We start from the raw sequence: 24,536 nt of genomic DNA, 5'->3' as shown, positions 1-24,536 counted from the left end.
GCGTCGCCGCATCTCCGACCGGCGCTTGCCGGTCCTATCCCCCTCCTCCAGACTTCGCCCATGCGCATCCTCCGATCGGTTTTCCCGTCTCTGGCCCTCGTCGCCCTCGTGCTGGCGCTTTCGGCCTGCGGCTTCCATCTGCGCAATGCGCTGACCCTGCCGGCCGACCTCGGGCCGGTGGACATCGTGTCGAGCGATCCCTACAGCCGCCTGGCGCGTTCGGTCGAGCGGGCGCTGGCGGCCGCCGGTGCCGAGATCGCTGAACCCGGCGCGACCGACGTCGCGACGCTGAACATCCAGTCCGAGCGATGGGCCTCGCTGCCGGCGAGCCTCGACGCGCAGGGCCGCGCGCTGGAATACACCCTGCGCTATGCGGTGGTGTTCTCGATGCAGGATGCCGATGGCCGTGCCATCGTGCCGCAGCAGGCGATCGAGCTCTCGCGTGACTATCTGGCGCCGCCGACCGACGCGATCGGATCGGAATCGGAGCGCGAACTGCTCTCGCGCGAACTCGAGCGCGAGATGACCGCCTCGATCATCCGTCGTATCGATGCGGTGTTCCGTAACCCGCAGCAGCGCCCGCTCGGGTGAGCCCGTCGCGCGCCAGTGGCCGCTTGAGCCGGTCGTGGAACTGACGCCCGAGCGCCTGGCCGCGCAGCTCGATCGCGAACCGCTGCGCCCGGCCTATCTGATCGCGGGGCCCGAGCCGCTGCGCGTGCTCGAGGCCGCCGATGCAGTGCGGGCGGCCGCGCGTGCGCAGGGTTTTGCCGAGCGGGAGGTCTTCGAGCCGGAAGGGCGCGACATCGACTGGAGCGCGGTCGAGGCCACGTTCCGGGCGCCGAGCCTGTTCGCCTCGCGCCGGCTGGTCGAGATCCGCCTGCCGACGACCAAGCCCGGCAAGGACGGCGCCCAGGTCATCAGCGGGTTCTGTGCCGATCCGCCCTCGGATGTGACCCTGCTGGTCACCGGCGGCGAGTGGAGCCGGCAGCATGGTGGCAAATGGAGCGAGGCGATCACCGGCATCGGCCATCTGGTGGTGGCCTGGCAGGTCAAGCCGCACGAGCTGGAAAGCTGGATCGACGCCCGCCTGCGCAGCCGCAACGTGCTGGCCGATCGGGCCGCCGTGCAGCAGCTGGCCGAACGCGTCGACGGCAACCTGCTGGCCGCGGCGCAGGAGGTCGACAAGCTCGCGCTGCTGGCGGACGGCAGCACGCTTGACGCGCCGCGCATGCATGCGCTGGTGGCGGATGCTGCTCGCTTCGATGTGTTCCGCTTGCTCGACGCCACGCTCAACGGCCAGCCGGCGCAGGTGGTGCGCATGCTCGCCGGGCTGCGGGCCGAGGGCGCTGCGATTCCCGCACTGATGGGCATGGTGGTGATGGAGCTGGCACGCGCCGCGCAGCTCGCCCAGGTCCAGGCCCGCGGCGGCAATCTGGCCAACGAATTCAAGGCCCAGCGCATCTGGGATGCCCGCCAGGCCGGTTACCGGCGGGCCCTGCAGCGCCATCCCGAAGCGCGCTGGGTGCGCTTCGTCGCCGAGGCCGGGCGCGTGGACCGCATCGCCAAGGGGCGCGGTCGGCCGGGGCAGGACCCGACCGACGGTTGGCTTGCGCTCGAGCGGCTGCTGGTCGCGGTCGCAGACGCGCGCGCCGGCGCCCTGCTGGCCGCATGAGCGGCGCGGCGGAGCCGCTGCACCTGGTCTACGGCGGCACCTTCGATCCGATCCATTGCGGCCATCTGGCGATCGCCCGCGCGGCCCGCGATGCGCTGGGCTGCACTGTCCGGCTGATGCCCGCGGGCGACCCGCCGCATCGCCCGGCCCCCGGCGCGGATGCCGAGATGCGGGCAGCAATGGTCGCCCTGGCCATCGCCGGCACGCCCGGACTGCTGCTCGACCGCAGCGAGCTCGATCGGGGCGGCCGCAGCTACACCGTCGACACCCTGGCCGGGCTGCGCCACATGCTGGGCCCCTCTGCGCCGATCGCCTGGCTCGTCGGCGCCGACAGCCTGCTGGGCCTGACGGCCTGGCATCGTTGGCCGATGGTGTTCGAACTGGCCCATCTGGTGGTCGCAGAGCGACCGGGCAGCGCGCTCGACGCCGCACTGCCCGACGACCTCGCCACTGCCCTGGCCCCGCGCTGGGCCACGTCGCCGGACGAGCTGCGGACGCGGCCCGCCGGTCGGGTCCTGCGCCTGCATCAGCCCCTGTCCTGCGTGTCGGCAACCGAGGTGCGGGCGCGTCTCGCCGCGGGCGCTTCGACGGAAGGCTGGCTGCCGGAGCCGGTGGCCGCATTCATCCACGAGAAGGGCTTGTACGGAGCAGGCTCCCGCGCTCCGCTATAATTTCCGCCGCACTTTCAGAAGCCACACTCTTGTCCAATCCCGCACACGTCATCAAGACCCGCCTGCCCGAACCGCCGCCGTCCCCGGACGCTTTGCTCGAGGTCGCGCGCGCGGCAGTCGCCGAAATCAAGGCCGTCGACGTCATCGACATCGACGTGCGCGGACGCAGCAGCGTCTGCGACTTCATGGTCATCGCCTCGGGCACGTCCAGCCGCCACGTCAAGTCGATCGCCGACGAAGTCGTCAAGCACGCCAAGAAGCTCGGCTGCCAGCCGCTCGGCGTCGAAGGCGAGCGCGAGGCCGAATGGGTGCTCGTCGATCTGGGCGACGTCGTCGTCCACGTCATGCTCCCGCGCGTGCGCGAGTTCTATGCCCTCGAGCGGCTGTGGACGGTGGGCGACGAGCCGCCGGCCGAGGATCGCGGCCCGCGTCGCGATGCCTGATCGGGCGCGCCCGGCGTCGGCGCCGGACGCGGTGCTCCAGTGAAAGCGAAGCTGATCGCCGTAGGCGAGCGCGCACCTGCATGGGTCGCGGAGGGCTTCGCCGAATATCGCAAGCGGCTGTCGCACTGGCTGCCGCTGGATCTTGTCGAAGTCGAGCCCGGCCTGCGCGGCAAGGGCCGTGACACGGCGCGCGCGATGTCCGACGAGGGCGGACGCGTGCTGGCGGCGGTGCCGCGCGATGCGCTGGTGGTCGCGCTCGACGGCCGCGGCAGGCTGCATTCTTCCGAGGACCTTGCCCAGCGCCTCGAGCACTGGCGCATGCAGGGCCGTGACCTGGCATTCCTGATCGGCGGACCCGAAGGCCATGCCCCTGACGTGCTCGCACGTGCCGATGAGCGCTGGTCGCTCGGGCCGTTGACCCTCCCGCACATGCTCGTGCGGCTGGTGCTCGCCGAACAGCTCTATCGCGCCGCGGCGATGCTGGCCAATCATCCCTATCACCGGGCCTGAGCCGCCGCGGCTGCAGGTGTCCGCAGCTGCGAGGCCGTCGCAGGCCACCGCCCCGCGCGTCTCCCGGCCCGGGCGCAGCAGGTCGGGCCGCGTGCAACGCAAAGAGGCGTAGGCATCGGCGACCGCTCAGGTGTCCCCGACTTTTGGAGCTGATCCCCTTTTACCAGGCCGCGGTACGCGCGGGACGGGCGTTTACGGCCACATCGCCCGAACGCGCGTCGCACCGCGTGCTGTCAGTCGCCGAGCAACGCAGGGCAGGGGGAGGTGCCGCGCGTACGCGCGGTGGTGGAAGCCGGTCTGCGGAAACCGCACGCGCCTGGGTTCACGCGTTTCTGCGGGCAATCGCCGCGCATGCGGCGGAAGGTCGCTGCCCGAGATCGGGCGGCGGTCAATCCTCCGGCATGCTCTCCGGCTCGCGATCGAGGCCGCCGTCGTCGGGATTGCGCTCGTGGGTGTCCACCGGCTGCTGGGCATCGCCCTTGTCGTTGGGGTTCTTCTCCGAATACCCGGGATTCTGGCCCGGACGGGTCGGCGGTTCGTGGGTGGTCCTGTTCTGGCTCATGTCAGCGTCCCAGTTCGAAAACGACGTCGAGGTTGGCGGTGAGCGTGCTCTCACCGGGCGATACGGGTGACGAGAAACTGTCCTGCTGCACGGCTCGCATCGCCATCATCGGGCGCGGTGGCGCCTGGAAGCCGCCGCCCTCGCTGATGCTGACGATGCGGCGCACGCGCATGCCCAGCGACGTGGCATAGGTTTCGGCCCGGTGCTGGGCCGTCTTCAGTGCCGCTGCGCGGGCCTCGTCGCGGACGCCTTCGGCATCCTCGATCTCGAAGGTCGGCCCGTTGATCTGGTTGGCGCCACTGGCCACGAGCGCGTCCAGCACCTGGCCGAGCTTGCCGATGTCGCGGACCTTCAGATTCACGGTGTTGCTGGCCTGGTAACCGGTAATTGCCGGCGGCTGGTCTTCGGCGTAGCGGTACTGCGGATTGAGGTTGATGCCCGATGTCTGCACGTCGCGGTCGGCGATGCCGGCTGCCTTGATCGCGGTCATGAGCGTGGCCATCTGTTCGGCATTGCCGCGCATGGCCGCGTTGGCATCGGCGGCCTGGGTCACCACTCCGGTCGACAGCACGGCGATGTCCGGGCTGCGGCTTGCCTCCGCCTGCGCGGAGATCGACAGCAGGGTGCCGTCGCCGGGTGTGGCCTGGTGCATGGGCTGGGCGCTGGCGGTCATCGACAGGGTTCCGAGGGCGAGGCCGCAGGCGAGCAGCAAAGGACGAACAATGAGGCGCATCGAGAGCTCCAGGGTGGGAAACAAGGGTCGTCACGCTCCGGTGAACGGCCCGTGAGCCATACCGGGTTGATGCGGATCCAGCGGGCAGAGCGCAGGGGGCCCGCACGGTATCCTTTCGTCATGCTGCATCTTGCCTCGCAATCCCCCCGTCGCCGCGAACTGCTGGCCCGTCTCGGCCTGCCGTTCGGGCAGATCGACGTCGATGTGCCCGAGGTCCGCGGGGCGGACGAGCCTGCGGCCGACTACGTGCTGCGCGTCGCGGGCGACAAGGCGCGCGCGGGACTGCAGGCGCTCGGCGGTGGAGCGGAAACACTGGTGCTCGGCGCCGACACCGAGGTCGTCCTCGATGGCGTGGTGTTCGGCAAGCCACGCGACGACGCCGACGCGATGGCGATGCTACGAACGCTGTCGGGCCGTCGTCACGAAGTGATTTCAGCGGTAGTCGTGGTCGGCGAGGGACGCATCGGCCAGCTGGTGGTGGTCACCGGGGTCACGTTCGACACGCTCGACGATGCAACCATCGCGGCGTATGTGGCCACCGGCGAGCCGCGCGGCAAGGCCGGCGCCTATGCGATCCAGGGCGGCGCCGAGCTGTTTGTCGCCCGCATGGACGGCAGTTACTCCGGGGTCGTCGGCCTGCCGCTGCAACAGACCGCGGCGCTGCTGCGCACATTCGGGCTGCATCCGCAGCCCTTCGCATCCGACCACGGAGCCTGAGACCCGCATGTCCGAAGAGATCCTGATCAACGTGACTCCGCGCGAGACGCGCGTGGCGGTGGTCGAGAACGGCATGCTGCAGGAGCTGCACATCGAACGCGGCTGGCGCCGTGGCGTGGTGGGCAACATCTACAAGGGCAAGGTGCAGCGGGTGATGCCGGGCATGCAGGCGGCCTTCGTCGACATCGGCCTGGAGCGCGCCGCGTTCCTGCATGCCAACGACGTCGTCCGTCCGCCGCAGGCCACGATCGACGCCGAGCCCAACGGCGAAAGTCTTTTTCCCGCTCCCTTGCCGACGCTTGCGGTCAACGAGCTGCTGCGCGACGGCCAGGACATCGTGGTGCAGGTGGTCAAGGATCCGATCGGCAGCAAGGGTGCGCGCCTGACCACACAGATCAGCATTCCGTCGCGTTACCTCGTGCTGCTGCCGCAGTCGCACGTGGTCGGGGTGTCGGCACGGATCGAGGACGAGGTCGAGCGGACCCGTCTCAAGACGCTGGTCTCCGAGCTGGCGGCGGCGACCGGTGGGCACGGCTACATCGTGCGTACCAATGCCGAAGGCCAGAGTGCGGAAGCGCTCGCCGAGGACATCGCCTACCTGCAGCGGGCCTGGGCGCTGATCGAGCACGGCACGGCCGAAGCGCGGGTGGGCACCTGCGTCTACGAGGACCTCACACTGCCGATGCGCGCCGTGCGCGACCTGATGCGCCGGGATGTCGACACGGTCAAGGTCGATTCGCGCGACACCTTCGAGAAACTCTGCATCTTCGCCGCGCAATACCTGCCGGCGCCGGGTCCGGCCGAACAGGCGCGGCTCGTCGACCGCATCGAGTGCTACACCGGCACGCGGCCGATCTTCGACCTCTACGGGGTGGAGGACGAGATCCAGCGCGCCCTGAAGAAAGACGTGCCGCTCAAGTCGGGTGGGTACCTGGTGATCGACCAGACCGAGGCGATGACCACGGTCGACGTCAACACCGGTTCGTTCCTGGGCCAGCGCAATCTCGAGGAGACGGTGTTCCGCACCAATCTCGAGGCCGCGCAGGCGGTCGCGCGCCAGCTGCGTCTGCGCAACCTCGGCGGCATCATCATCATCGACTTCATCGACATGGTGGATGCCGAGCACAGGCGCCAGGTCCTGCGCACGCTCGAGAAGTCCCTGTCCAAGGATCACGCCAAGACCACGGTCTATGACTTCTCGCCGCTGGGGCTGGTGGAGATGACCCGCAAGCGCACCGTCGAGAGTCTTCAGCGCCAGCTCGGCGAAACCTGCGGCGCCTGCGGTGGCCGCGGCATCGTCAAGACCGTCGAGACCGTGACCTACGAGATCTTCCGCGAGATTGTCCGGGCCGTTCGCCAGTTCGAGGCCGACCGCCTGCTGGTGATCGCCTCGCCCAAGGTGGTGTCCATGATCACCGACGAGGAATCGGCCGCAGTGGTCGAGCTGGAGGAGTTCCTCGGCAAGTCGATCCGCTTCCAGTCGGACGACCAGTATCTGCAGGAGCAGTTCGACGTTGTACTGCTCTGAAGCCCCCGCCCGGTCGCATGCACCGACGACGCGCGCCGGAGTGGGGCGGCGATGACGGCCATCCGGACCTCGCGCCTGCATCGTGCGGGGCGCGCGGCGTGGTATCTGCTCGCCGCCGTGCTGGTCACGATGGCGCTGGCGGCGGTCGTCACGTCGCAGTTCGCGCTGCCCTGGCTTGAACGCAACCCGCAGACCGTCGCCCGCTGGCTGAGCGAGCGCGCGGGTCGCCCGGTCGGGTTCGACACCCTTGAAGCCGCATGGACCCGCCGTGGGCCGTTGCTGCGGGTCACCGGCCTGCGTATCGGTGAGCCGGGCCTGGCGGTGCCGGTCGGCAAGGCCGAGATCCAGATCGCGCAGTACTCCGGCCTGCTGCCCGGCCGATCGCTGACCGAACTGCGCCTGCATGGCATCGCGCTCACGCTGCAGCGCGCCGACGACGGGACCTGGCAGGTCCGCGGCCTGCCGGGCGCGGCAGGCGACGACGAGGATCCCCTCGACGCGCTGCAGGGGCTGGGCGAGCTGCAGGTGGTCGGCGCGCGGCTGACGATCGATGCCCCTTCGCTGTCGATCGCGCACACGCTGCCGCGCGTGGACCTGCGCATGCGCGTCGACCGGCGCCGCGTGCGCGCTGCGGCGCGGGCCTGGGTGGAAGCCGACGGCGCGCCGCTGGACCTGCGTCTGGATCTGCTGCGCGAGCAGGGCGACGGGCGCGCCTTTGTCGCGATGCCGCGCAACGACCTGCGCATCTGGTCGCCCCTGCTGGCCGCGAGCGGCGTGGCGATCCAGGCCGGCCACGGCCGCGTGGATGCGTGGATCGATCTGCGTGGGCGACGTGTCGAAGCGGTGACTGGCGACGTGGCCCTCGATGCGGTGTCACTGCAGCGCGCCGGCGATGTCGCCCGCGCCTCGACCGATGCACCGACGGTCGTGTTCCAGGGCGCGCGCATACGTGCGCGCTGGGCGCATGTCGACGGCGACTGGCGACTGGACGCACCGACGCTGCGCATCGTGTATCTCGACCGCGAGCAGGTGCTCGACGGCCTGATGCTGAGCGGTGGCCGGCAGCGCTCGATGCACGCCGGACGGGTCGAAGTGGCGCCCCTGATCGCGCTGGCGGCGCTGGGCGATGGCATCAGCCCGTCGCTGCGGGAATGGTTGCAGGCCGCTGCGCCGCACGCGGTGCTCTCGGACGTGCGCTTCGCCGCGCGTGCGGGCGGGCCGCTGCGGCTGTCGGCGCGGATCGAGGACCTGGGGTTTGTACCGGTCGGCGATCGCCCGGGCCTGTCCGGTGTCGGTGGGACCATCCTCGGCGATGGCGCCGGCGTGGTGTTCCGCCCCGATCCGGCCGCGCAGGCGGTGTTCGACTGGCCGGTGGGCTTCGACGTCCTCCATCCGCTGCGGCTCGATGGCGAGATTGCCGCCTGGCGCGACGTCGAGGGCTGGCGGGTGGAGACTCCCGGGCTGCGCGTCGATGGCGACGGCTATGCCGCCGATGCCCGCGGCGGGCTGCGGTTCGACGGCGACGGACGCCCGCGCCTGGACCTGGTCGCCGATGTCGATGCCGCGGAGATTCCGGTGGCGAAGAAGTTCTGGGTGCGCCACCGGATGCCGGCGACGGCGCGTGCCTGGCTGGACATGGCGCTGGTCGGAGGGACTGTCCGCAACGGCTACGGCATCGTCGCCGGCGATCTCGACGACTGGCCGTTCGATTCGCGCAATGCCAGGGACCGGCGCGGGGTGTTCCTCGCCGAGGGCGACATCGAAGACGCCACGGTTCGCTTCCAGGACGACTGGCCGGCGATGACCGGGCTCAACGGCCACATCCGTTTCATCAATGCCGGTTTCGAACTGCGGCCCGCGGGCGGCGAGCTGGTCGGCGTGCCGGTGCGTGATGTCGTCGCCCGCATCCGCGACTACGGCGACTCGCCGGTCGAGGTCAGTGCGACTGCCACTGCCGATGCGAAGCAACTGCTCGGGCTGCTGCGACAGAGCCCGTTCCGGAAGACGCAGGGGGAAACCCTCGACGCGCTCGACCTGGCCGGTCGGGCGCAGGTCGCGATGTCGCTTGCCGTGCCGCCGGGCGCACCGTTCCGACTCGATGGCGAAGTGGCGTTGCAGGGCGTGGCGATGCGCGATTCACGATTCGAACTCGCCTTCGACGACGTCCGGGGCCGCGTGGCGTTCGACCAGGCGGGCTTCCATGCCGATGGTCTTGCCGCGCGCCAGGCGGGTCAGGCCGAACAGGCGGGCACGCTGTCATTGCGCGCCGGCAACGGACACGTGCGGCTGCGCAGCAACGCGTTCGAGGGCGAACTCGACATGCCCATGGACGCCGATGCGCTGCTCGCGCGCGCGCCCGACCTGGCATGGCTGCGGCCACACGTCGGCGGTCGCGCGCCCTGGCAGATACGGGTTTCGGTGCCGGATGCGCCGGCGCGTTCGGGAATGCCGGCCGCGCGTCTGCTGATGCGTTCCGACCTCGTCGGCACGACGCTGCGCCTGCCTGCGCCGCTGGACAAGCCGGCCCGGGTGCCGCTGCGCACGACGATCGAGGCGCCATTGCCATTCGGCAGCGGTGACGTGCTCGTCGGATTCGGCGACCGTCTTGCCCTGCGCGCGCGTACCGGTGGCGCGCGTGCCGGCATCCGCGTGGAGCTGGGACGGGCGCGCGTCGATGCCGCGGCGCCCGCGCAGGGCATCGCCGTCGGTGGCCGTACGCCTGTGGTCGACGTGCTCGACTGGATCGGCCTGATGGCCGGTGGCGGGAGCGGCGGGGGCGGGCTCAGGCTCGAGCAGGTCGATGTGACCACCGCCGATCTGCGACTTGGCAGCGGACGGTTCGGCCAGACACGCATCACCGCCGCGCACCGGGACGACGCCACCGACCTGCGCCTCGATGGCGCGGCGCTGGCCGGAAACGTGCGCATCCCCGACGCCGACGGGGCGCCGGTCGCGATCGCCCTGCAACGCCTGCATTGGCCCGCGGCGGCGAAAGCGACGACGGCACCGATGATCCATGCGGTGCCGGCGACGGCGCCGGCGGACATGCCCGATCCTGCGTCGGTGCCGCCGATCCAGCTCGCGATCGACGATCTGCGGTACGGCGCACTCGCGCTCGGGCGCGTCGACGCGCACGCGCGGCGCGTGCCCGGCGGGCTGTCGCTGGACCGGCTGCAGGTTCGGGCGCCGGCGCACCGCATCGATCTGACCGGTCGCTGGACCGGTCAGGGCCGCGGCGCCCGCACCACCATCGATATCGACGTGGAAAGCGAAGACTTCGGCCGGCTCGCCTCTGGCCTCGGATTTGCCGGCAGCATCGTCGGCGGGCACGGCCGCGTGGATCTCGCTGCCGCCTGGGCCGGCGCGCCGAACGGCTTCACCCCCGCCTCGATCAACGGCGCGATGCGCGTGGCGCTGCGCGACGGCCAGCTTGTGGAGGTGGAGCCAGGTGCGGGCCGCGTGCTCGGCCTGCTCAGCGTGGCGGAGCTGCCGCGGCGGCTGACGCTCGATTTCCGTGACTTCTTCAGCAAGGGTTTCGGTTTCAGCCGTCTTGCAGGCGACATCCTCTTCGGCAATGGCGTTGCCCGCGGCGAGAACCTCGTCATCGACGGGCCGGCCGCCGAAATCCGCATCCGCGGCAGCGCCGATCTCGCGGCGCGCACTCATGATCAGGAAATCGAGGTGCTGCCCAAGACCGGCAACCTGCTGCCGGCGGTCGGCGCCCTGACCGCCGGGCCGGTGGGCGCGGCAGTCGGCGCGTTCGCCAATGCGGTGCTGCGCGGCCCTCTGGGCGAGATGGGCGCGCGCCGTTATCAGGTCAGCGGGCCGTGGCAGGACCCGAAGGTCGAGGTCATCGAACGCCGCGACTCGGTGCAGGGTGCGCCCCCGCGGGACGGACCGCGTTCGGCCGATTGAAGTTGCGCGCTGGCGAGCCGTAGCGGAGCGGTGATGGCTTGCTGCGCGCCCGCTGCGGCTTGCCATCCGCGGCTTTGCCCCCACACTTCGACGATGTCCGAATCTTCCCTGTCTTCCGGCGGTGCGCTCGCGCTCGCCGAGTCCCGTCTGCTGCTGCCCGCCGGTCTCGATACCGCCGGTCTCGATCGCACCTTCTCCGCGCTGCTCGGTCCCGGCATCGATTTCGGCGATCTGTATTTCCAGCACTCCCGTCGCGAGAGCTGGTCGGTCGAGGATGGAATCGTCAAGAGCGGTTCCCATGCGATCGAGCAGGGCGTGGGCGTACGCGCGATCAGTGGCGAGAAGACCGGGTTCGCGTACTCCGACGATATCGATGCGGGTGCGCTGCTGGGCGCTGCGCAGTCGGCGCGCGCGATCGCCCGTGACGGCCGCGCACATGCGCCGCATGCGTTGGCCCGCGCCCGCGCCCACGATCTCTACGCGCCCCGCGACCCCATCGATGCGCTCGACAATGAAGCCAAGGTCGAGGCGTTGCGCCGCATCGACCGCCTGCTGCGCGCCGCGGACCCGCGCGTGCAGCAGGTCATGGTGAGCCTGTCGGGCGGCGTCGACACGGTGCTGGTCGCGCGCAGCGACGGCGTGCTCGCCGGCGACGTGCGCCCCCTGGTGCGACTCAACATCCAGGTGCTGGTGGAGCACGATGGCCGGCGTGAATCCGGTTATGCGGGGTATGGCGGGCGCTATTCGTACGAAGAACTGCTCGGGGACGGACAGCCGGAGCGGTTCGCGCGCGAAGCTCTCCGCCAGGCACTGGTGAACCTCGACGCGGTGGATGCGCCTGCGGGCACGATGCCGGTGGTGCTGGGCGCTGGCTGGCCCGGCGTGCTGCTGCACGAGGCAGTCGGCCACGGCCTCGAGGGCGATTTCGCGCGCAAGGGCACCAGCACCTATGCGGGCCGTATCGGCACCCGTGTGGCGTCGCCCGGTGTGACCATCGTCGATGACGGCACGCTGGCTGCCCGCCGTGGCTCGCTCAATATCGACGACGAGGGCACGCCGACGCAGTGCACGACGCTGATCGAAGACGGCGTGCTGACCGGCTACATGCAGGACACGCTCAATGCGCGCCTGATGGGGGTCGCGCCCACCGGCAACGGCCGCCGGGAATCGTTTGCGCATCTGGTCATGCCGCGCATGACCAATACCTACATGCTCGCCGGCCAGGACGCGCCCGAAGACATGATCCGTTCGGTGAAGAAGGGTCTGTATGCGGTCAACTTCGGTGGCGGGCAGGTCGACATCACCAACGGCAAGTACGTGTTCTCGGCGACCGAGGCCTATCTGATCGAGGACGGCCGGATCACCGCGCCGGTGAAGGGCGCGACGCTGATCGGCAATGGTCCCGAGACCATGCAGCGGGTGCGCATGATCGGCCACGACATGGCGCTCGACCATGGCGTGGGCGTCTGTGGCAAGGACGGGCAGAGCGTGCCGGTCGGCGTCGGCCAGCCGTCGCTGCTGATCGATCAGCTGACCGTCGGCGGCACCCGCGCCTGATGGTGTGGGTCACGGGCGGATGCGTGCCGGCGGGCGTGGGCGCCGCAGGTTCGGGTATCCCACGAGCGGGTTGTACGCGGTGGCCTTCCGCCGCCGTCAGCGCCGGCGACGCCGCGTCCACGCGTCCTCAGCGAGCGTCGTCCGTGTCGCCTGCGTCGTCGTCATCGGAGTGGCCATCGTCCGCAGCGGTTTCACCCGCCGCGAGCGAGGCCGCCGCGAATACGCCGCGCAGTTCACGGAACAACTCGCGGAACGCGGCCGGCGGCTTGTTCTTCGCACGCTCCGCCAGGGCGTTGCGCACCAGCTGGCGCAGGCGCTGGCGGTCGGCCTCCGGGTACGTGTCGAGCAGCTCCGCGAGCGCCGCGTCGCCGTCGGCCAGCAGGCGTTCGCGCCAGGCTTCGGCCCGGTGCATCTGCGCGGTGTCCATGCGCGCCGCGGCGCCGCCGGCATCCATCGCATCGCGGATCGCATGCAGCGTCTCGTCGTCCTCGCGCCGCATCTGCTTGGCCAGGTACGCCAGCTGCCGCTTGCGCGCGATGTGCGAGGTGATGCGCCGCGCATCGGCGATGTGCGGCAGCAGAGTCTCGGGAATGGGCAGTTTGCCCAGCTGGTTTTCCGATAGCGCGGCCAGGGCATCGGCCAGCGACAGCACTTCCAACGCTTCGCGTCGGTTCTGCTTGCGGCTGGGGCCCAGGTACTCGCCGGAATCTTCGTCTATGCCTCTCATTGCAACAGGATAAGTCATTGCTCATGTCGCCCGCCCTGAATGTTCACACCGCCGACGATTCGGCCGAGCGCCTAGAAGCGCTGGCCGCGGTATCGCAGCGCCTCCTCGACCGTTGCCGCGCCGCCGGGGCCACCCAGGCGGAGGTGTCCTGCTCGGAGGACGCGGGGCTGAGCGTCAATGTGCGCATGGGCGAGGTGGAGACCGTCGAGTCCACCCGCGACCGCGGGATCGGCGTCACCGTCTACTTCGGCAAGCGCCGGGGCACCGCCAGCACCGCCGATCTGCGCGAGGAGAGCCTCGCGGCTACGGTCGACCAGGCCTGCGCGATCGCGCGCTTCACCGAGGACGACGAGGCGTCGGGCCTGGCCGACGCCGAACTGATGGCGCGGCCCGGGCCGGACGGCCGCTTTCCGGAGTTCGATGCCTGGCATCCCTGGGCGCTGGACGCCGACGCCGCGGTGGATCTGGCCCTGGCCTGCGAGGCCGGTGGTCGCGACGCGGATCCGCGCATCGAGAACTCCGACGGCGCTTCGGTCAGCACCACGCGCGGCCTCAGCGTGTATGCCAACAGCCATGGCTTCATCGGCGCCGAGCGCAGCAGCCATCACAGCATCGGCTGCGCGCTGATCGCGGGCGCCGGGGATCGCATGCAGCGCGAGGGCTGGTACAGCGTGGCTCTGGCTGCGGACGACCTGGAATCCCCGATCGCAATCGGCCGACGCGCGGCCGAGCGGACCCTGGCGCGCCTCGATCCCCGGCCCGTGCCCACCGGCAGCTATCCGGTGCTGTTCCAGGCCGAAGTGGCGCGATCGCTGATCGGCCACCTGCTTGGTGCGGTGTCGGGCGGTGCGCTGTACCGGCGCGCGAGCTTCCTGCTCGACAGCGTCGGCACGCAGTTGTTTCCCGAGTGGTTCGGCATCTTCGAGCGGCCGTTCCTCGAGCGCGGCTTCCAGTCTTCGGCCTACGACGCCGAAGGCGTGGCCACGCGCGAAGCACCGCTGGTCGAGGGCGGCGTGCTTCAGCGCTATGTGCTCGGCAGCTATTCGGCGCGCAAGCTCGGCCTGCAGACCACGGGCAATGCGGGCGGCGTACACAACCTCGAGATCCCCGCCAACGCCGGCGGCCTCGACGAACTGCTGCGCGGCATGGATCGCGGCCTGCTGGTCACCGGTCTGATGGGGCAGGGCGTCAATGCGGTGACGGGCGATTATTCGCGCGGCGCGTCCGGCTTCTGGGTGGAGGGCGGCGAGATCCGGCATGCGGTCGACGGCATCACCATCGCCGGCAATCTGAAAGAAATGTTCGCCACCATCGAAGCGGTGGGCAGCGATATCGACCCGCGTTCGCATGTGCGGTCAGGGTCGATCCTGCTCGGCCGCATGACCGTCGCCGGCGACGACTGAGCTTTGCGCACTTGACGGTGGCCCCCCATCGCTGAACAGTGCTTCGCAGGCCACGGCCTGATCCTTCCACACGACCAGAGGCGCTTTCGCATGAGCGAGTTCGACAAGTACACCCTTGCACCGCCTCCGCCCGCCGGCGCCGCGTCTTCGGAAGAGCGCCAGTGGGCCCTGTTCGCCCATCTGTCGGCGTTGACCGGACTGTTCACCGGCGGGGTCGGCAACATCGTCGGCCCGCTGGTGATCTGGCTGATCAAGAAGGACACGATGCCGTTTGCCGTCGATCAGGCGCGCGAGGCGCTGAACTTCAACATCACCCTGTTGATCGTCGGCGTGCTGTTGCTGCTGATCACCCTGGTCACCTTCGGCCTGGGCGCCGTGCTGACCTTCCCGCTCTCGATCCTGCTCGGCATCGCGTGGCTGGTGCTGACGATCATCGGCGGCATGAAGGCGAACGACGGCGTGGCGTATCGCTATCCCTTCGCGCTGCGACTGGTCAAGTAAGCCGCTGCCCTGCTGCAGCACACGGGCTCCGGCGCCGCGCGCCGGCGCCTGTTGCGTACGGGCGTGCCGGAAGTCCGGGTGACCTCCGCGGCTGGCGGGGCTCATGACGTGCCGGCAGGCTGAAACCTGATCACATCCACCACCGGAGTCTTCGTATGCAGACCGCATCCTTCCCGCAGACCCTGCCCGCCAGCGAGAGCCGCAACTGGGCGGCGGCGATGCACATCGGCGCGTTGGTGCTTGCGCTGCTGACGAGCTGGATGTCGGGTCTGGCCGGAGCGCTGGTGGCCGGCGCGGTCTATCTGGCCAAGCGCGATGAGGACGCCTTCGTGGCCGAGCACGCGCGCGAGGCACTCAATTTCCACCTGAGCATGTGCCTCTACGCCTGCGCGATCGTCGTGACCGGCATCGTTCTGCTTGGCGCGACCGTGCTGACACTGGGGATCGGCGCGATCGTGACGGTGCCGGCCGGCCTGTTGCTGGGCGCGGCGGCCTGCGGACTTGCGCTGCTGTGGCTGGTCAGCAGCATCGTCGCGGCGGTCCGCGCACTGAACGGCGAGCATTACGAGCACCCGCTGACGATCCGGTTCTTCGGGCGCCGATAAGCCGTTCGCAGCCCGGTCGAACGATCCGCTTCAGTGATCGCGCTCGATCGCGCGTCGACCGAGGGCGGCCAACGGCGCGACGGCATCGCCGAACGGCGCCAGCGCCTCGTCCATGCGCGCGGCCAGCGCCTGCAGGCGGTCACGCGAGGCTTCCAGCCCGATCAGCGCCGGGAAGGTGGCCTTGTCCTGCGCGACATCCTTGCCGGCCGTCTTGCCGAGCGTCGCGCTGTCGCCCTCGATGTCGAGCAGATCGTCGCGGATCTGGAATGCGAGGCCGAGCGCGGCGGCGAAGCTGTCGAGCCGGGCGCGGGTGTCGGCGTCGACACCGGCTGCCAGCGCGCCGAGGGTGACCGCGGCCCGCAGCAGGGCGCCGGTCTTCATTGCGTGCAGGCGTTCGAGCGCGGCGATATCGATCGATACGTCCTCGCCGGTTGCGGCGAGATCGAGCGCCTGGCCGCCGCACATGCCGTTCGCGCCGGAGGCATGCGCCAGCGCGGCGACCATCGCCAGGCGGATCTCCGCATCGAGCGGGGCCTCGGCCAGCAGCGAGAACGCCAATGTCTGCAGCGCATCGCCGGCGAGGATCGCGGTGGCTTCGTCGAAGGCGACGTGCACGGTCGGCTGGCCACGGCGCAGCGCATCGTCGTCCATTGCCGGCAGGTCGTCATGGACCAGCGAATAGGCATGCACCAGCTCGATCGCGGCCGCGGCCGCGTCGGCGGCTCCGGGCGCGGCGCCGAACGCGTGGGCGGTCGCGTGCACAAGAAGCGGGCGCATGCGCTTGCCGCCGAGCAGCACTGCATGGCGCATCGCCGCGTGCAGGCGGGGCTCGCCGCCCGCCACGGCGTCGAGCGCGCGTTGCAGGCTCGCGTCGGTGCGCGCGCGCCAGACCTCGTTCAACCCCACCATCGGGTCAGGCATCGGGACCGTCTGCCGCAGCTTCTCCGAAGGGCTGGGCGCGTTCCGGCGCGGCCGGGTCGCTGAGCAGGCGTACACGCAGCTCGGCATCCTCGAGCGCCTGCTGGCAGCGGCGATAGAGGCCGACGCCGCGCTCGTAGGCGCCCAGCGATTCCTCCAGGCTCAGTTCGTCGCCCTCCATGCGTTCGACCAGCGACTCGAGCTGGGTCAACGCGTTCTCGAAATCCGCGACGGGACTGGGTTCGGTAGTGGCAGGCTTTTTCGGCATCCGCGGATTTTAAAGCATCGGCGCGTGCAGGGCCGATGCCGTGGTGCCCGGCGGCCACCAGCGCAGCCGGCGATGGCCGCTGCGGAGCCAGGCGTCGAAACCGGCGTCGAAGACGAGGTCGCCGGCCGCCGCCAGCCGACCGCTGGCATCGACCAGCAGCGGCAGGTGGGCCCGCAGCCAGGGCGGGATCGCCAGCGACTGCAGTACGTGCTTGAGGGCGTGGGTATGGTCACGTCCCGGCAGGCGGATGCGCTCGCCACCCCGGCGCGCCTGGACCCGCCAGGGCCCCGCTTCGTCCAGGACGCCTTCGAAGGCCAGCACGCCCCCGCCCGGCAGGCAAAGCGGTGCGCGGCCGTGCCAGATGTCCGAAAAGACGCGATCGAGCGGCGCGCGCACCGGCCCCGCATGCAGCAGCTCACGCCAGCGCTGCAGGCGGTGGCCGGCCCAGTCGAAGCAGGGCTGTCGATCCGGCTGGCCACTGGCCAGGTCGTGCTCGCACCAGGCCAGCGCCTGCGCCGGCAGCGGGGGCAGGCCGAGCGCGGCGCACCAGCGACGCAGCACACGGGCGCGACGCGCGGGCGGAAGCCTGCGCAGGGCGTCGAGCCGGAGGACGGCCGGATCCAGCGTCCGTGCCTGCGCGAGCGCTTCCGCGTCACCCGGGTCGAGCAGGTCACCGGCGTCGGCCTGCAAGGCCGCAACGCCGGCCAGCGCCGCGTCGGCCTGCGGCCAGCGCGTGCGCAGCAGCGGCAGGACGCGGTTGCGCAGGAAGTTGCGGTCGGCGTCGTCGCCGGCGTTGCTGGCGTCCTCGATCCAATGCAGGTGGTGGGCCTGCGCATACGCAAGCAGCCGCGCGCGCGGAAGGGCCAGCAGGGGGCGCCACAGCTGGCCTGCTGCGAAGCTGCGCAACGGTCGCATCGCCGCGAGCCCCTCGGGACCGGACGCGCGCAAGGCACGCAAGAGCACGGTTTCGGCCTGGTCGTCGCGGTGGTGGGCGAGGACGAGAAGGCCGCCATCGGGCAGATGCCGGGCGAACGCGGCATGACGTGCATCGCGGGCGGCAGCTTCCAGGCCCCGGCCATCGGGCACGACATGCACACGGGCAATCTCGCATTGCAGTCCAAGTGCATCACAGACCGCCGCGCAGTGCGTGGCCCAGCCGTCGGCGGCCGGTTGCAGGCCGTGATGGACGTGGATCGCGGAGAGCCCGCGCATGCGCGCCTGCGGCGTATGGGCGAGCGCGTGCAGCAACGCGGTGGAGTCGAGTCCGCCGCTGAACCCCACGAGGAGCGGTCCGTCACCGGGGAGCGCGGGCAGGGGCAGTACGGGCGGCATGCGCGCATGGTGCCATGCGCTGCAATGCTCCGATCCGGCGGTGCGGTCGCCGTCGGCATCCGTGCCGCCTACAGTGAGCACCCCTCGGAGGATGACTGCATGGCTGCCCTGTTCGCCCCGTTCCGCCAGCGCGACGTGACGTTGCGCAACCGCATCGCGGTTTCTCCGATGTGCCAGTACTCGTCCGTCGACGGCATGCCCGACGATTGGCAGCTCGTGCACCTGGGCAGCCGTGCGGTCGGCGGCGCGGGACTGGTGATGACCGAAGCCGCGGCGATCTCCCCGGACGGGCGGATCTCGCCGCAGGACGCCGGCATCTGGAACGACGCGCAGGCGCAGGCCTGGGCGCCGATCGCGGCGTTCATCCGTGCACAGGGTGCGGTGCCGGCGATCCAGCTCGCGCACGCGGGGCGCAAGGCCAGCACCCATGCGCCATGGCGTGGCCGCAGCGCGGTGCCGGTCACGGAGGGCGGCTGGGAGGTCGTCGCGCCGTCGGCGCTGGCCTATGACGCGACCTATCCGTCGCCGCGGGCCCTCGACGCGGAGGGCATCGCCGCCGTCGTCGCCGACTTCCGCGCAGCGGCGGTCCGCGCGCTGGCGGCGGGCTTCGAGGTGGCGGAAATCCACGCCGCCCACGGCTATCTGCTGCACCAGTTCCTGTCGCCACTTTCGAATACGCGCGACGATGCCTGGGGCGGCTGCTTCGACAATCGCGTGCGCTTGGTGCTGGACACGGTCGACGCGGTGCGCGGCGTCTGGCCCGAGCGACTGCCGCTGTGGGTGCGAGTGTCGGCGACCGATTGGGTCGATGGCGGCTGGGATCTTGCCCAGACCGTCGAACTCGCGCGCCTGCTGAAAGCGCGCGGCGTGGATCTCGTCGACACCTCCAGCGGCGGCCTGTCGCCATTGCAGTCGATCGACGCGAGGCCGGGCTACCAGGTCCCGTTCGCGCGTCGCATTCGCAAAGACGCCGGTATCCCGACCGGCGCGGTCGGCCTGATCACGACACCTGCGCAGGCCGAGCGTATCGTCGCCGACGGCGATGCCGACATCGTGCTATTGGCGCGCGAGCTGCTGCGCGATCCGTATTTCCCGCGGCGCGCGGCAGCAGAACTCGGTGCGCAAATCGAGGCGCCGCCGCAGTACCAGCGGGGCTGGTGATCAAGGCGCCGCGCCCGGGGTGGACGCGGCGCATCGGACGATCGGGTGTGGTCGCGTCAACAGGCCGCGCGGGACGGTGCAGGCCGCCACGCGCGGCGATCGATCACTCGGTCTCGATGCGGATGCCGCCGATAACGCCGGCCGCCGCGTTGTAGATGAGTGCCTGGATCGCGCCGCCGATGAAGCCGGCAATGCCGTACATCAGCGGCAGCGCGATGACCATGAGGCCCCCCATCATGGCGAATCCATTCCCGGTGCCCGTCATGGGGCCAAGCAGGCCCTCGAACAGGAACACCATCATTCCGACCAGCAGGCCGAACCCGGCGGCGATGATGCCGATGATCTTGGCAGCCGAAAACACATCGATACGTTTGATGATCACGCAGAGCTCCCCTGGGCTGGCCAGTCGCCAGCGCCGGAAGTCTATTCGAACGCGACTGGAAGGCGTCGTTCGGCGGTGCGACGCTTACGCCGCCTCGTACGCCCCGTAGCCGCGCAGGCGCTCGTAGCGACGCTGCAGCAGCGTCTCGACCGGCAGCTGCTCGAGCTGGTCGAGCTCGTTCATCAGCACCGCCTTGAGGCGCGTCGCGGTCTGGCGCGGGTTGCGGTGGGCCCCGCCGATGGGCTCGCGAACCACCTTGTCGATCAGGCCCAGCGACTTGAGCCGCCTGGCGGTCAGCGCCAGCTGTTCGGCGGCATCGCGCGCCTTGCCGGCGTCCTTCCACAGGATCGAGGCGCAGCCTTCCGGTGAGATCACCGAGTAGGTGCTGTATTCGAGCATCAGCGTGCGATCGCCGACGCCGATCGCCAGCGCGCCGCCCGAGCCGCCTTCGCCGATCACGGTGCAGATGATCGGCGTCCTGAGCCCCGCCATTTCCATCAGGTTGCGGGCGATGGCTTCGGACTGGCCGCGCTCCTCGGCGCCGATGCCCGGATAGGCGCCCGGCGTGTCGATGAAGGTCAGCAGCGGCAGCTTGAAGCGCTCGGCCATCTTCATCAGGCGCAGCGCCTTGCGGTAGCCCTCCGGGCGCGGCATCCCGAAGTTGCGGCGCACCTTGGTCTTGGTGTCGCGCCCCTTCTGGTGGCCGATGATCACAACGCTGCGGCCGTTGATCCGGCCAAGGCCACCGACGATCGCCGCGTCGTCGGCATAGGCCCGATCGCCCGCCAGCTCCTGGAACTCGTCGCAGAAGTGACGGATGTAGTCATTGGTGTAGGGACGCTGCGGATGCCGGGCCAGCTGGGAGACCTGCCACGGGGTCAGGTCGCGGAAGATGTGGGCGGTCCGCTTGCGCAGCTTGTCACGCAGGGTCGCCAGTTCGGCGTCGATGTTGACTGCAGGGCCGTCGCTGGCCTGGCGCAATTCCTGGATCTTCGCTTCGAGGTCGGCGATGGGCTGTTCGAAGTCGAGGTAGTTCGGATTCATTCGGGAAAGCCGTCGGTGATGAGCGGTTGCGGTGGACCCGGGCGCCTGGCGCCACGCAGGTCCGGCCTGGCCGGAGGGCCGACAGTTTAGCCGAGCGCGTCGGATGGGGCCGTACGAGGGCGTCCGGAACGCAGATCGCCGCAAGATGACGGATGTTGGCCGGACCCGCTCAGTTCGCCCAGGGCTTGGCGATGTCGATGCGGGCGATGCGGACTCCGGGCTGGGCACGCAGGGTGCCGGGCAGCTCCGCGTCCACGCGCACCGACTGGCTGCCGTTGACGTCGAGGGTGCCGGCGCTGCCGGCGGGGAGCAGCAGATCCAGCCGCAGCGGCGTGCGCCCGGGGCGATGCTGGGCCAGCAGCTGTTCGACGCGCGCCAATGTGCCGGGCACGCGCAGGTCCAGGCGCAGCGACAGGCGGCGTGCGTGTTCCGGGCAGACGGCGTGGAAATCCCAGCAGCGTTTGACCCGCAGCGCGAAGCCGCCGCTGAACTCGTCCTCGCGCAGGCCGCCCTCCACGATCAGCACACGATCGCGGGTGAGCAGGTGTGCGTACTCGGCGCTGGCGTCTGCGAAGAATCCGCATTCCAGCCGCCCGCGCCCGTCCTCGAGCAGCACGAAGGCCTGGGAATCGCCGCGCTTGCGCATCGAGGTGACCTGCCCGGCGACGATGACCTGGGTTTCCGGGCGCCAGCTGTTGCCGCCACCCTTGGTGTCGCGCGCGGCCCACAGGCTGTCGAGCTGGCCCAGGTCGGTGCCCACCAGTGCCTGCAATTCCTCGCGATACGGATCGAGCGGATGCCCGCTGAGGTAGTGGCCGAGCGTGTCGCGCTCGCCGTCGAGGCGCTGCTTGAGGGACCATTCCTCGCATTCGGGCAGGTCGATATGCAGCACGTCGCCATCGCCGCTGCTGGAGCCGAACATGTCGACGATGCCGGCGCTGCGGTTGCGTGCGAGCTGGTCGGTGGCCTTCACCGCTTCGGGCAGCTGCAGCATCAGCGAGGCGCGGTTCTTGCCCAGTGCGTCGAGCGCGCCGGCGTTGATCAGGGCTTCGAGCGTGCGCTTGTTGAGCCGCGAGGAATCCACGCGGCGGCAGAAATCCAGCAGGTCCGGGAACACGCCGCCCTGCACACGCGCCTCGACGATGTTCTCGCAGGCGCCGCGGCCCACGCCTTTGACCGCGCCCAGCCCATAGCGGATGGTCCTGGGGTCGATCGCCTCGAACATGTAGGCCGAGGCGTTGACGTCCGGCGGCAGCACTTCCAGGCCCATCGTCCGCGCTTCGGTGAGAAAGCCGGTGACCTTGTCGGTGTTGTCCATGTCCGACGAGAGCACCGCGGCCATGAACTCGGCCGGGTAGTGCACCTTCAGCCATGCGGTCTGGTAAGCCACCAGCGCGTAGGCGGCGGAGTGCGACTTGTTGAAGCCGTACTCGGCGAACTTCTCCATCAGGTCGAAGATCGAGCTCGCCACGCGCGGGTCGACGCCGTTCGCGGCCGCGCCGGCCTCGAACTTGGCGCGCTCCTTGGCCATCTCCTCGGCCTTCTTCTTGCCCATCGCGCGACGCAGCAGATCGGCGCCGCCCAGCGAATAGCCGGCCAGGACCTGGGCGATCTGCATCACCTGCTCCTGGTAGACGATGACGCCGTAGGTCGGCGAGAGCACCGGCTCGAGCGAGGGATGCGGATAGCTCACCTCGGTGCGGCCGTGCTTGCGGTCCACCCATTCCTTGTCCATCCCCGAGCCCAGCGGGCCGGGACGGAACAGCGCGGCGAGCGCGATGATGTCCTCGAAGGTGTCGGGCTGGGCGCGCTTGAGCAGTTCGCGCATGCCGCGCGATTCGAACTGGAACACCGCGACGGTGTCGCCGCGCGCGAACAGCTTGTAGCTCTCGACGTCATCGAGCGGCAGTGCGGCGATGTCGAGCGCATCCTCGCCCGCCGCCGCGCGGCGCACGTTGATCGCCTTGACCGCCCAGTCGATGATCGTGAGCGTGCGCAGGCCAAGGAAGTCGAACTTCACCAGGCCGATCGTCTCGACATCGTCCTTGTCGAACTGGGTGACCGGGTTGCGGCCACGCCCGCCTTCGTCGTGTTCGGCGAACAGCGGGCAGAAATCCGACAGCGGTGACGGGGCGATGACCACGCCGCCGGCGTGCTTGCCGGCGTTGCGGGTCAGGTCCTCGAGCTGCAGGGCGAGATCGAGCAGGTCGCGGACATCGTCCTCGTCGTTGTAGCGGGCGATCAGCTCGTCGGAGCGCCAGGCATCGTCGCTGCGCGACTTCTCGGTGCGGCCCAGCGCGTCGTCGAGGCCGATGCCCAGCGTCATCGGCACCAGCTTGGAAATGCCGTCCACCATGCCGTACGGGAATCCCAGCACGCGGCCGGTGTCGCGCACCACGGCCTTCGCCGCCATCGTGCCGTAGGTGATGATCTGGCTGACGCGGTCGCGGCCGTACTTCGCGGCGACGTAGTCAATGACCTCGTCGCGACGATCCATGCAGAAGTCGATGTCGAAGTCGGGCATCGACACGCGTTCGGGATTGAGGAAGCGCTCGAACAGCAGGTCGTAGGGAAGCGGGTCGAGATCGGTGATCTTCAGCGCCCAGGCCACCAGCGAGCCGGCGCCGGAGCCGCGGCCCGGACCGACCGGAATGTCGTGGTCCTTGGCCCACTTGATGAAGTCCGAGACGATCAGGAAGTAGCCCGGGAAGCCCATCTTGCAGATGACGTCGAGCTCGACGTCGAGGCGTTCGATGTAGCTCTCGCGGGTATGCCCCGGGGCGAGCGGATATTTCGCCAGGCGCTCCTCGAGACCTTCGTGCGATTGCGACCGGATCCAGGTGTCGAGCGTGTGCTCGTCGGGCACCGGATACGCGGGCAGGTAGTAGGTGCCCAGGCGCAGTTCCAGGTTGCAGCGCTGGGCGAGCGCGAGCGTGTTGTCGATCGCGTCGGGCACGTCGGAGAACAGCGCGGCCATCTCCTCGGCCGACTTCAGGTACTGCTCGCGCGTATAGAGCTTCGGGCGACGTGGATCGTCGAGTACCCGACCGGTCGAAATGCACACGCGCGCCTCGTGCGCGTCGAATCCTTCGGCGTCGAGGAAGCGCACGTCGTTGCCGGCGATCACCGGCAGCGAGAGATCCGACGAAACCTGCAGCGCCAGCGCGTTGTGCACCGCCTCGTCTTCGAAGCCGCAGCGGGTGAGCTGCAGGAACAGGCGGTCGTCGAAGACCTCGCGCCACTGCGCATACCACTGGCGCGCGAGATCGTCGCGACCGCCGGTGAGCAGTTTTGCGGCCGGCCCGTGGCGGCCGGCGATGGCGAACAGGCCGGCATTCGCCTCGCGCAGCCATTCGGGACGCACCACCACGCCATCGGTGCGATGGCCCTCCATCCACGCGCGCGTGAGCAGGCGCGACAGCGACAGGTAGCCGTCGTGGTTGCGGCACAGCAGGGTCAGCGTGGATGCCGGCTCGTCGCCTTCGGCGATCGAAATGTCCGCGCCCATCACCGGCTTGATGCCGGCGCCCTCGGCCGCGCGGTAGAACTTCACCAGCGCGAACAGGTTATTGCGGTCGGTCAGCGCGACCGAGGGCTGGTCGAGCGCCGCGCAGCGTTTGACCAGCTCCTTGATCCGGATCGTCGAATCGGAGAGCGAGTATTCGCTGTGGACATGCAGGTGGGCGAAGCGGGTGGACATTGCGCAGGCGTGGCGGCCGGAGGCTCAGGTTAGGGGTCGGGGTGGGGGTGGACAAGGCTTGACAGCGGGCGGCTCGCGCCCTGGCGCGGATGCGACGGTCGTGCCACGGGGGCCGCGTTCAGTCCGGGCCCGGGCAGGAGATGAACAGCCGCGGGAGAAGCCGGCCTGTGGCAGCCGGTCGGATGGG

At 70.2% G+C, this 24,536-nt stretch carries 22 protein-coding genes; 13 read left to right on the top strand and 9 right to left on the bottom strand.

What is annotated here, in order from left to right; all coding sequences use genetic code 11:
• Positions 1-60: 60 nt before the first annotated feature.
• From CNR27_RS12010 to rlmH, 5 genes are read left to right on the top strand one after another with little or no spacing between them, the layout of a single operon-like run.
• The gene (locus CNR27_RS12010; RefSeq protein WP_096299091.1) at positions 61-591 is read left to right on the top strand and encodes an LPS-assembly lipoprotein LptE; all 531 of its coding nucleotides are present in this window, start codon (positions 61-63) and stop codon (positions 589-591) included.
• Positions 592-625: 34 nt separating this feature from the next.
• The gene (gene holA, locus CNR27_RS12005; protein WP_096300611.1) at positions 626-1,672 is read left to right on the top strand and encodes a DNA polymerase III subunit delta; all 1,047 of its coding nucleotides are present in this window, start codon (positions 626-628) and stop codon (positions 1,670-1,672) included.
• Positions 1,669-2,343, top strand: a complete 675-nt coding sequence (nadD, locus tag CNR27_RS12000) for a nicotinate-nucleotide adenylyltransferase (RefSeq protein ID WP_096299089.1) — start codon at positions 1,669-1,671, stop codon at positions 2,341-2,343. Before holA ends, nadD begins: the two co-directional genes overlap by 4 nt.
• Before the next feature lie 29 nt (positions 2,344-2,372).
• Complete coding sequence (gene rsfS / locus CNR27_RS11995; RefSeq protein ID WP_096299087.1) at positions 2,373-2,786, top strand: ribosome silencing factor; 414 nt, start codon at positions 2,373-2,375, stop codon at positions 2,784-2,786.
• Between the two features lie 39 nt (positions 2,787-2,825).
• Entirely contained in the window at positions 2,826-3,296 is a 471-nt protein-coding gene (gene rlmH, locus CNR27_RS11990; protein ID WP_096299085.1) for a 23S rRNA (pseudouridine(1915)-N(3))-methyltransferase RlmH, read from the top strand.
• A 388-nt stretch (positions 3,297-3,684) separates the two neighbouring features.
• On the opposite strand, the gene CNR27_RS15345 is transcribed toward rlmH, so the two are convergent.
• A complete protein-coding gene (locus CNR27_RS15345) occupies positions 3,685-3,858 on the bottom strand; it encodes a hypothetical protein (protein ID WP_157745446.1) in 174 nt (57 codons plus the stop codon).
• Between the two features lies 1 nt (position 3,859).
• Positions 3,860-4,591, bottom strand: coding sequence for an SIMPL domain-containing protein (locus tag CNR27_RS11985; RefSeq protein ID WP_096299083.1), 732 nt, complete (start codon positions 4,589-4,591; stop codon positions 3,860-3,862).
• A 120-nt stretch (positions 4,592-4,711) separates the two neighbouring features.
• Between CNR27_RS11985 and CNR27_RS11980 the strand changes: the two genes are divergently transcribed.
• The 4 genes from CNR27_RS11980 (at position 4,712) to tldD (ending at position 12,308) form a co-directional block, all read left to right on the top strand.
• Positions 4,712-5,308, top strand: coding sequence for a Maf family protein (locus CNR27_RS11980; RefSeq protein WP_096299081.1), 597 nt, complete (start codon positions 4,712-4,714; stop codon positions 5,306-5,308).
• A gap of 7 nt (positions 5,309-5,315) precedes the next feature.
• Positions 5,316-6,836 (top strand): ribonuclease G, encoded by a 1,521-nt coding sequence (gene rng, locus CNR27_RS11975; protein ID WP_096299079.1) that lies wholly within the window; start codon positions 5,316-5,318, stop codon positions 6,834-6,836.
• A 51-nt stretch (positions 6,837-6,887) separates the two neighbouring features.
• Entirely contained in the window at positions 6,888-10,751 is a 3,864-nt protein-coding gene (locus CNR27_RS11970; RefSeq protein ID WP_096299077.1) for a YhdP family protein, read from the top strand.
• Positions 10,752-10,844: 93 nt separating this feature from the next.
• Positions 10,845-12,308 carry a metalloprotease TldD gene (tldD, locus tag CNR27_RS11965; RefSeq protein ID WP_096299075.1) on the top strand — a complete coding sequence of 488 codons (1,464 nt, stop codon included), beginning with the start codon at positions 10,845-10,847 and terminating at the stop codon, positions 12,306-12,308.
• A 127-nt stretch (positions 12,309-12,435) separates the two neighbouring features.
• Here tldD and yjgA read toward each other — a convergent pair whose 3' ends face one another.
• Complete coding sequence (gene yjgA / locus CNR27_RS11960; RefSeq protein ID WP_096299073.1) at positions 12,436-13,035, bottom strand: ribosome biogenesis factor YjgA; 600 nt, start codon at positions 13,033-13,035, stop codon at positions 12,436-12,438.
• Between the two features lie 23 nt (positions 13,036-13,058).
• Between yjgA and pmbA the strand changes: the two genes are divergently transcribed.
• The 3 genes from pmbA (at position 13,059) to CNR27_RS11945 (ending at position 15,544) form a co-directional block, all read left to right on the top strand.
• The gene (pmbA, locus tag CNR27_RS11955) at positions 13,059-14,438 is read left to right on the top strand and encodes a metalloprotease PmbA (protein ID WP_096299071.1); all 1,380 of its coding nucleotides are present in this window, start codon (positions 13,059-13,061) and stop codon (positions 14,436-14,438) included.
• Positions 14,439-14,528: 90 nt separating this feature from the next.
• Positions 14,529-14,939 (top strand): DUF4870 domain-containing protein, encoded by a 411-nt coding sequence (locus CNR27_RS11950; RefSeq protein WP_096299069.1) that lies wholly within the window; start codon positions 14,529-14,531, stop codon positions 14,937-14,939.
• Positions 14,940-15,094: 155 nt separating this feature from the next.
• Entirely contained in the window at positions 15,095-15,544 is a 450-nt protein-coding gene (locus tag CNR27_RS11945) for a DUF4870 domain-containing protein (RefSeq protein ID WP_096299067.1), read from the top strand.
• Between the two features lie 30 nt (positions 15,545-15,574).
• Here the strand turns inward: CNR27_RS11945 and CNR27_RS11940 are convergent, their stop codons facing one another.
• Genes CNR27_RS11940 through tilS form a run of 3 tightly spaced genes read right to left on the bottom strand, consistent with a single transcriptional unit; the run spans position 15,575 to position 18,062 of the window.
• The gene (locus CNR27_RS11940; protein WP_096299065.1) at positions 15,575-16,453 is read right to left on the bottom strand and encodes a farnesyl diphosphate synthase; all 879 of its coding nucleotides are present in this window, start codon (positions 16,451-16,453) and stop codon (positions 15,575-15,577) included.
• A 4-nt stretch (positions 16,454-16,457) separates the two neighbouring features.
• Positions 16,458-16,730: an exodeoxyribonuclease VII small subunit gene (locus CNR27_RS11935; RefSeq protein ID WP_096299063.1), complete on the bottom strand. Its 273-nt coding sequence runs from the start codon at positions 16,728-16,730 to the stop codon at positions 16,458-16,460.
• A gap of 9 nt (positions 16,731-16,739) precedes the next feature.
• On the bottom strand, positions 16,740-18,062 hold the full coding sequence (gene tilS / locus CNR27_RS11930) for a tRNA lysidine(34) synthetase TilS (RefSeq protein ID WP_096299062.1): 1,323 nt from the start codon (positions 18,060-18,062) through the stop codon (positions 16,740-16,742).
• Positions 18,063-18,161: 99 nt separating this feature from the next.
• Here tilS and CNR27_RS11925 point away from each other — a divergent pair, with 99 nt between their 5' ends.
• Positions 18,162-19,223: an NADH:flavin oxidoreductase/NADH oxidase gene (locus CNR27_RS11925; protein WP_096300609.1), complete on the top strand. Its 1,062-nt coding sequence runs from the start codon at positions 18,162-18,164 to the stop codon at positions 19,221-19,223.
• A 103-nt stretch (positions 19,224-19,326) separates the two neighbouring features.
• On the opposite strand, the gene CNR27_RS11920 is transcribed toward CNR27_RS11925, so the two are convergent.
• The 3 genes from CNR27_RS11920 to dnaE form a co-directional block, all read right to left on the bottom strand.
• Positions 19,327-19,605, bottom strand: a complete 279-nt coding sequence (locus CNR27_RS11920) for a hypothetical protein (protein WP_096299060.1) — start codon at positions 19,603-19,605, stop codon at positions 19,327-19,329.
• An 84-nt stretch (positions 19,606-19,689) separates the two neighbouring features.
• The gene (locus tag CNR27_RS11915) at positions 19,690-20,649 is read right to left on the bottom strand and encodes an acetyl-CoA carboxylase carboxyltransferase subunit alpha (protein ID WP_096299058.1); all 960 of its coding nucleotides are present in this window, start codon (positions 20,647-20,649) and stop codon (positions 19,690-19,692) included.
• 169 nt (positions 20,650-20,818) lie between these two features.
• Positions 20,819-24,349, bottom strand: coding sequence for a DNA polymerase III subunit alpha (gene dnaE / locus CNR27_RS11910; RefSeq protein ID WP_096299056.1), 3,531 nt, complete (start codon positions 24,347-24,349; stop codon positions 20,819-20,821).
• Between the last annotated feature and the right edge of the window lie 187 nt (positions 24,350-24,536).

It is taken from the genome of Luteimonas chenhongjianii (assembly GCF_002327105.1).
Classification (GTDB): domain Bacteria; phylum Pseudomonadota; class Gammaproteobacteria; order Xanthomonadales; family Xanthomonadaceae; genus Luteimonas; species Luteimonas chenhongjianii.
Note: the sequence above shows the minus strand (reverse complement) of the source record. Positions and strands in the feature narration are given on the sequence as shown.